Source organism: Luteibacter sp. HAY1-4A, assembly GCF_056755355.1.
Genome location: NZ_JBNDHZ010000086.1, coordinates 1 through 7,224 on the forward strand (window position 1 = coordinate 1; position 7,224 = coordinate 7,224).

Here is a 7,224-nt window from a genome sequence, read left to right on the forward strand (position 1 = left end):
AAGTACGCCGAGTCGACCGGTAACAAGATCAACTACCAGTCCGTGGGCTCCGGCGCGGGCATCGCGCAGATCAAGGAAGGCACCATCGACTTCGGCGCCTCCGACGCCCCGATGAGCAGCGACGACCTCACCAAGTTCGGCCTCGGCCAGTTCCCGAGCGTCGTGGGCGGCATCGTGCCCATCGTGAACCTCCCGAACATCAAGGCCGGCGAGCTCAAGCTCACGGGTGCGGTGCTCGCCGATATCTTCCTGGGCAAGATCGCCCGCTGGAACGATCCGGCCATCGCCGCCCTGAACCCGGACGTTAAGATTCCGAACATGAAGGTCACCGTCGTGCACCGTTCGGACGGTTCGGGCACCTCGTTCAACTTCACGAACTACCTCTCGAAGGTGAGCCCCGAGTGGGCGTCGAAGGTGAAGTTCGGCACGGCCGTCGAGTGGCCGACCGGCGTGGGCGGCAAGGGTAACGAGGGCGTTTCGCAGTACGTGCGCCAGATTCCGGGCTCCATCGGCTACGTCGAGTACGCCTACGCGAAGAAGAACAGTATCTCCTACGCGCAGATGCAGAATGCCGCCGGCAAGTGGGTGCAGCCCACCGCCGAGGCGTTCGGCGCCGCCGCCGCCACGGCCGACTGGGCTTCGGCCAAGGACTTCAACCTGATCATGACGAACGCCGCTGGCGACCAGGCATGGCCGATCACGGCCACCACCTGGATCATCATGTACAAGAAGCCGAAGAACGCCTCGCACACCAAGGTGGCCTTCGACTTCTTCAAGTACGCGTTCGACAAGGGCCAGGCCGACGCCGCGTCGCTGGATTACGTCGCGCTGCCGCCCGCCCTGACCCAGAAGATCCAGGCCTACTGGGCTTCGGATTTCAAGTAATCGCCGATTCGTCCAACCGGTGAAATACTTCCGGTCCAGACTGTCGTCCAAGGGGGTCGCCGTCCCGTAAGGGGCGGCGACCCAACGTTTGCAAAGGCCCGGGAAACAGCATTCCTATGCATGCCACCGCCAGCAATGCCGCGACAACCCCCGAGCGATCCTCCGTGGCCAGCCGCACGTCGACGGACTCACGCAACGACCTCATCTTCGGGTGGGTGCTGAAAGCCTGCGCGCTGCTTGTCCTGCTTTCCCTGATCGGCGCGGCCGGTTCCACGCTCTGGCTGGGCCAGGACGCGTTCCGCACCTTCGGCTGGGGTTTCCTCACCAGCGCCGCGTGGGATCCCAGCAACGACCAGTACGGCGCGCTGGTGCCGATCATGGGTACCGTGGGCACGGCCATGATCGCCCTGGTGGTCGCGGTGCCGATCAGCTTCGGCGTCGCCCTCTTCCTCACCGAGATCGCGCCCCAATGGCTGCGGGGTCCCGTAGCCTCGGCCATCGAATTGCTGGCCGGCATTCCGTCCATCATCTACGGCATGTGGGGCCTCTTCATCTTCGCCCCGTTCGTGGCCGAGCACATCAAGCCCTGGCTGATGAACAACTTCAGCGCCGACCCGCCCGACGGGCAGGTGTCGTGGCTGGTGCAGCACGTGCCGTGGATCGCGAAGTTCTTTTCCAGCGAGTACCCCTTCTTCGGCGCCGGCGTGCTCACCGCGGGTCTCGTGCTCGCCGTGATGATCATCCCGTTCATTTCCTCGGTGATGCGCGAGGTCTTCCAAACGGTGCCGACCCGCCTGAAGGAATCGGCATACGCCCTGGGTTCCAGCACGTGGGAAGTGGTGTGGGACATCGTGGTTCCCTACACCCGCACGGCCGTCATCGGCGGCGTGTTCCTCGGCCTGGGCCGCGCGCTCGGCGAAACCATGGCCGTGGCCTTCGTCCTCGGCAACACCTTCAAGTTCTCGCTGTCGTTCCTCGAAACGGGTAGCTCCATCGCCTCCACCATCGCCAACCAGTTCGGCGAGGCGCAGGGCCTGCAGCGCTCCGCCCTGATGGCCATCGCCTTCCTCCTGTTCGTGGTGACCTTCATCGTGCTGCTGATCGCGCGCCTCATGCTCCGCAGGCTGGCCACGAAGGAGGGCAACTGATGTCCGCTTCGCTTTATACCAAGCGCCGCATCAAGAACATCGTCGCCATGGTGCTCAGTGTGGCCGCCACCGCCATCGGGCTGTTCTTCCTCGCCTGGATCCTCTGGGAAACCCTGAGCCAGGGCGCGTCCGCGCTGAAGCCGCAGCTATTCACCAAGATCACCGCTTATCGCGAGGAAGGCGGCCTGGCCAACGCGATGGTCGGCAGCCTGATCCTGAACTTCCTCGGCATCCTCATCGCCACGCCGATCGGCGTCGCCGCCGGTACCTGGCTGGCGGAGTACTCGCGCCGCTCGCGCCTGGGTCCGACCATCCGCTTCCTCAACGACATCCTGCTGTCGGCACCGTCGATCGTGCTGGGCCTGTTTGTTTACACGATCGTGGTGCTGCCGTCGAAATACCTGTCGAACGGCAACGTGACCTTCTCGGGCCTCGCCGGCGGAGTCGCGTTGGCCCTGATCGCCCTGCCCGTCATCGTCCGCACCACCGACGAAATGTTGCGCCTGGTGCCCGGGACCCTGCGCGAGGCCGCGCTTTCGCTCGGCGTACCGCAGTGGAAGCTGACCACGCAGATCCTGATCCGCGCCGCGCGCTCGGGTATCGTCACCGGCGTGCTGCTTGCCCTGGCCCGCATCAGCGGCGAAACCGCGCCGCTCCTGTTCACGGCCTTCGGCAACACCTTCATGACGCTCAATCCGCTCGCTCCGATGCCGAGCCTGCCGCAGATCATCTACGAGTACACGAAGGACGCGAGTCCGGATATCAATACCCTCGCCTGGGCCGGCGCCTTCGTGCTTACCATGTTCGTGCTCGCGCTCAGCCTGATCGCCCGTTTCGCCTTCCGCTCCAAGGTGTCCCATGACTAACATGAACGAAGTCGCCTCCCGGCCCGGGTTCGGCACGTCGCCCCATGCCTCGGGCGTGGACCTTGGCCAGGTGCCGGCGAAGATGACCGCGCGCGACGTGAACTTCCACTACGGCGATTTCCACGCGCTGAAACATATTTCGCTCGACATCCCCGAGAAGCAGGTCACGGCCATCATCGGCCCGTCCGGTTGCGGCAAGTCGACGCTGCTGCGCATCTTCAACCGCATCTATGCCATCTACCCGGGCCTGCGCGCCAGCGGCGAGATCGTGCTCGACGGCGAGAACATCCTCGATCCGAAGTACTCGATGAATCGCCTGCGCAGCAAGGTCGGCATGGTGTTCCAGAAGCCCGTGCCGTTCCCGATGACCATTTTCGAGAACGTGGCCTACGGCATCCGCCACCACGAGAAACTTTCGCGTTCGGAAATGGAAAACCGCGTCGAACAGGCACTGCGCAGCGCGGCGTTGTGGGACGAAGTGAAGGACAAGCTGAAGCAGAGCGCGCTGGGCCTGTCCGGCGGCCAGCAGCAGCGTCTGTGCATCGCCCGCGGCATCGCGTTGAAGCCTGAGGTACTGCTGCTCGACGAACCGACGTCGGCGCTCGATCCCATCGCCACGAGCCGCATCGAGCAGCTGGTGGAAGAACTGAAGCGCGACTTCACCATCGTCATCGTCACGCACAACATGCAGCAGGCTGCCCGCTGCTCCGACATGACCGCGTTCATGTACATGGGCGAGCTGATCGAGTTCGACCGGACGGAAAAGATCTTCACCAAGCCGGACAAGAAACAGACGGAAGACTACATCACCGGCCGTTTCGGCTAAGCCCCCGCCTTTTTCGAGGTTAGCGATGAACACCACGCACCAGCACATCATCAAGAGCTACGACGACGAGCTGAAGCGCCTCACCGGCGAAATCGTCAAGATGGGCGAACTCGCCGTCGCGCAGCTCGAAGCCGCCATCGACGTGGTGGAGCGCCGCGACGAGCGCGCGGCCCAGCGCGTGGTCGACAACGACGACGCCCTCGACGCGCTCGAGCAGGAGATCAGCCAGGACGTGGTGCGCCTGCTCGCGCTGCGCGCGCCGATCGCGGGCGACCTGCGCAATGTCTTCGCCGCGCTGCGCATCGCCGCGGATATCGAGCGCATCGGCGATTACGCCGCCAATGTGGCCAAGCGCTCCATTCCGCTCAGCCGCGTGGCGCCGATCACCGCCGCCGGCGGCCTGGCCAATCTCGCCGAACTCGCCGCCGACCAGTTGCGCAACGTGCTCAAGGCCTACCACGACCAGGACGCCGAAGCGGCGTATGAAGTCTGGAAGTCGGACGCGGACCTCGACGAAGCCTATACGGTGGTGTTCCGCGCGCTGCTCACGTACATGATGGAAGACCCGCGCAACATCACGCCGTGCACGCACCTGCTGTTCATGGCGAAGAACATCGAGCGCATCGGCGACCACGCCACCAACATCGCGGAGAATGTGTGGTTCGTGGTGCATGGCGAACCGCTCGTGGCACCGCGCATGAAGCGCGACAACACGGCGAATCCTGATTTCGAGAAGTAACGCCTGTGTGGGAGCCGGCTTCGCCGGCGATTCGGTTTACGGCAAGCCCATCGCCGCTGAAGCGGCTCCCACAAAGATCGCGAGCTCAGACCGCCGAAGTCAGCTTCAGGCCGACGATCCCGGCGACGATCAATCCGACGCACAGCAGCCGCAACGGCTGCGCCGACTCGCCGAACAGTACGATGCCCAACGTCACGGCGCCTACCGCGCCGATGCCCGTCCATACCGCATAGGCCGTGCCCAAGGGCAGCTTCCTGGTGGCGATGGCCAGGAGCACGATGCTTACCACCATCGCGCTGCCCGTGAGCAAGCTCGGAACGAGTTTCGTGAAACCCTGCGTGTATTTGAGGCCGACGGCCCAGGCAATCTCGAACAGGCCGGCCAGCACGAGAACGATCCAGGACATGGATGCGACTCCGCCAAGGCGGGGCCGTCCCCGCGAACAGTGTGCGACGAAGGGTCGTCCCTTCGGGCGGACCGGCCTTGCGCCGACCCGCCACGCATTCTACGGAAGATATGTAACCCCCCGCTGACCCACCGCTAGGGCAGTGGGCCTGCCGCGGCGCTGCGCACCCTCATGCCGCGCACTATGCCGTACACGCTGATGAGGAACCAGGCCATCTCCTGCAGGAACGCGGAGAGGTTGAAGGTGCCGAAGATCAGCGACAGCAGGATGCCGAATGCACCGATCAGGTTCATCAGCTGGTACGGGTAGCCATGCCCCGAAAGCTTGTGCGCCTGAAGGAGGAAAAACGCCACGAGCACCAGCGCCACGCCGACCAGGCCAGCCCAGTCGTGCCAGAACAGGTTCATCGCTTGCCTCCTCGCTGACGCAGCGCCTCGAACAGCACGATACCCGTGGCCACGGAGACATTGAGGCTCTCCATGCTGCCGGGCATCGGAATCTTCGCCACGAAATCGCACGTGTCGCGCGTGAGCCTGCGCATGCCATCGCCCTCGCTGCCCATCACGAGCGCGATGGGGCCCTTGAGATCGATGTCGTAGATCGACTGCTCGGTTTCGCCGTCGAGCCCCGTGATCCATACGCCGGCATCCTTCAGCAGGCGCAGCGCACGGGCGAGGTTGGTGGCGGCGATGACCGGCACGAGATCCGCGCCGCCGGCCGAGGCGCGACGCACCGTGGGCGTGATGCCCACGGCGCGATCTTTCGGCACCACCACCGCGGTGACCTTGGCGGCAGCCGCACTGCGCAGGCATGCGCCGAGATTGTGCGGATCGGTGACGCCGTCGAGCACGAGCACGAGCGCATCCGCGCCGGCCGCATCGAGCAACGCGGGAAGGTCGTTCTCGCTGCGCAGCGGCGGCGTTTCATAGCGCGCGATCACGCCCTGGTGGCGCGCCTCGCCACCAAGCTTCTCCAGCTGTTCCTTGCCCACTGTCTTCAACGGCAGGCCAAGACGCCTCGCCTGCGCGGCGATCTCGGTCACACGCGCGTTCTTCGAGTTCTGTTCGATGACCACTTCACGGATACGATCCGGGTCGTTGGCAAGGGCGCCTTCGACCGGATTGATGCCGACGATCCAGGTTTCACTCATGGCTTCGGGTTGCTCCTGGGTCTACGCGGGGACTTCTTCGCCGCGGCTTTCTTGGCGGTCGCACCCGGTGCCGGTCTGGACGGAGCGGCGGCCGCGCCCTGCCTGGTCGTGGACTTCTTCGCCGCCGTACCGCGCCCGGCCTGCTTCGGTGCCGACGACGCCTGCCGTCCCTCGTGGGAAGCGCGCTTGCGCGCGAACGGCGGTGCCTCGGTTTCCACCGCGCTACGCCGTGCGGGCCGCGGATGATGCTCCGTCACCGGCGCCGCCGCAACGGGCGCCTTCGTCCTGCTGCCGAAGATGCGGCCGACGGCCTTCTTCGCCGCCTTGCCGATGGCCTTGCCGGCCGCGGCCATGCCGCCCTTCTTCCGCGGTGCGGGAGCGGGCGCCGCCATCGGCGCGGCCGGCTTGGGCAGTGCGGCGAGACGGGCGACGAGACGGAAATCGATCTTGCGGTCTTCCAGGCTCGCCCGCAGCACCTGCACGCTCACGTAGTCGCCCAGGCGATAGCTCGCACCGGTGCGCTCGCCCGAGAGCAGGTGCCGGACAGGATCGAACTTGTAATAGTCGTTCGGCAGCTGCGACACATGGACGAGGCCCGACACGCGAGACGCCGCCAGTTCCACGAAGAGGCCGAACGAGGTGACGCCGGTGATGATGCCCGCGAACTCCTCGCCGACGTGCTTCTCCATCCACGCGCACTTGAAGCGCTCGTCGACATCGCGCTCTGCCTCCTCGGCCCGGCGCTCGCGTTGCGAGCAGTGCACGGCCATCGATGCCATCTCCGATTCGCTGTACGTGTAACCGGAGGGCTTGCCCTTGGCGATCGCATAGCGGATGGCGCGATGGACCAGCAGGTCGGGATAACGGCGAATCGGCGAGGTGAAGTGGGCGTACGCATCCAACGCAAGGCCGAAGTGGCCCTGGTTCTCGGGATGGTAGACGGCCATGCTCTGGGCACGGAGCAACACGGACTGGATCAGTTCCGCCTCGGGGCGATCGTGCACCTTCTTCAGCAGCGCCGAGAAATCGGCCGGCGTCACTTCGTCGGCCGGCGGCATCTTCAGCTTGAACTCGCGCAGGAACTGCAACAGGTCGTCGTACTTCTCGGCCGGCGGCGGCGCATGCACGCGATACAGCGCCGGGATCTTCCGCTTCGACAGGAACCGCGCCGCCTGCACGTTCGCGGCGATCATGCATTCCTCGA

The 7,224-nt window shown here is 65.4% G+C and carries 9 protein-coding genes; 5 read left to right on the forward strand and 4 right to left on the reverse strand.

Annotated elements, in window-relative coordinates:
• From pstS to phoU, 5 genes are all read left to right on the forward strand, one after another.
• A partial coding sequence (gene pstS / locus ACPYOD_RS18775; protein ID WP_481303208.1) for a phosphate ABC transporter substrate-binding protein PstS occupies positions 1-885 on the forward strand: 885 nt, incomplete at its 5' end.
• Between the two features lie 116 nt (positions 886-1,001).
• On the forward strand, positions 1,002-2,033 hold the full coding sequence (gene pstC, locus ACPYOD_RS18780; protein WP_481303209.1) for a phosphate ABC transporter permease subunit PstC: 1,032 nt from the start codon (positions 1,002-1,004) through the stop codon (positions 2,031-2,033).
• Positions 2,033-2,899, forward strand: coding sequence for a phosphate ABC transporter permease PstA (gene pstA / locus ACPYOD_RS18785; protein WP_481303210.1), 867 nt, complete (start codon positions 2,033-2,035; stop codon positions 2,897-2,899). Before pstC ends, pstA begins: the two co-directional genes overlap by 1 nt.
• 82 nt (positions 2,900-2,981) lie before the next feature.
• Complete coding sequence (pstB, locus tag ACPYOD_RS18790) at positions 2,982-3,725, forward strand: phosphate ABC transporter ATP-binding protein PstB (protein ID WP_481303216.1); 744 nt, start codon at positions 2,982-2,984, stop codon at positions 3,723-3,725.
• A 25-nt stretch (positions 3,726-3,750) separates the two neighbouring features.
• Positions 3,751-4,464: a phosphate signaling complex protein PhoU gene (phoU, locus tag ACPYOD_RS18795; protein WP_481303211.1), complete on the forward strand. Its 714-nt coding sequence runs from the start codon at positions 3,751-3,753 to the stop codon at positions 4,462-4,464.
• 85 nt (positions 4,465-4,549) lie between these two features.
• Here the strand turns inward: phoU and sugE are convergent, their stop codons facing one another.
• The 4 genes from sugE to ACPYOD_RS18815 form a co-directional block, all read right to left on the reverse strand.
• Positions 4,550-4,870 carry a quaternary ammonium compound efflux SMR transporter SugE gene (gene sugE, locus ACPYOD_RS18800; RefSeq protein WP_481303212.1) on the reverse strand — a complete coding sequence of 107 codons (321 nt, stop codon included), beginning with the start codon at positions 4,868-4,870 and terminating at the stop codon, positions 4,550-4,552.
• Positions 4,871-5,004: 134 nt separating this feature from the next.
• Entirely contained in the window at positions 5,005-5,277 is a 273-nt protein-coding gene (locus tag ACPYOD_RS18805) for a CBU_0592 family membrane protein (RefSeq protein WP_481303213.1), read from the reverse strand.
• Positions 5,274-6,020 (reverse strand): 23S rRNA (guanosine(2251)-2'-O)-methyltransferase RlmB, encoded by a 747-nt coding sequence (gene rlmB, locus ACPYOD_RS18810; RefSeq protein WP_481303214.1) that lies wholly within the window; start codon positions 6,018-6,020, stop codon positions 5,274-5,276. The genes ACPYOD_RS18805 and rlmB overlap by 4 nt, the downstream gene beginning before the upstream one ends.
• Positions 6,017-7,224 (reverse strand): RNB domain-containing ribonuclease (locus ACPYOD_RS18815; protein WP_481303215.1); only part of this gene is annotated, 1,208 nt, incomplete at its 5' end. The genes ACPYOD_RS18815 and rlmB, both read right to left, overlap by 4 nt.

Excerpts from the sequence above, each read along its gene's own strand:
- pstC (WP_481303209.1), top strand. The coding sequence starts at position 1,002 with ATGCATGCCACCGCCAGCAATGCCGCGACAACCCCCGAGCGATCCTCC.
- phoU (WP_481303211.1), top strand. The coding sequence starts at position 3,751 with ATGAACACCACGCACCAGCACATCATCAAGAGCTACGACGACGAGCTG.
- ACPYOD_RS18805 (WP_481303213.1), bottom strand. The coding sequence starts at position 5,277 with ATGAACCTGTTCTGGCACGACTGGGCTGGCCTGGTCGGCGTGGCGCTG.
- pstA (WP_481303210.1), top strand. The coding sequence starts at position 2,033 with ATGTCCGCTTCGCTTTATACCAAGCGCCGCATCAAGAACATCGTCGCC.
- pstB (WP_481303216.1), top strand. The coding sequence starts at position 2,982 with ATGACCGCGCGCGACGTGAACTTCCACTACGGCGATTTCCACGCGCTG.
- rlmB (WP_481303214.1), bottom strand. The coding sequence starts at position 6,020 with ATGAGTGAAACCTGGATCGTCGGCATCAATCCGGTCGAAGGCGCCCTT.
- sugE (WP_481303212.1), bottom strand. The coding sequence starts at position 4,870 with ATGTCCTGGATCGTTCTCGTGCTGGCCGGCCTGTTCGAGATTGCCTGG.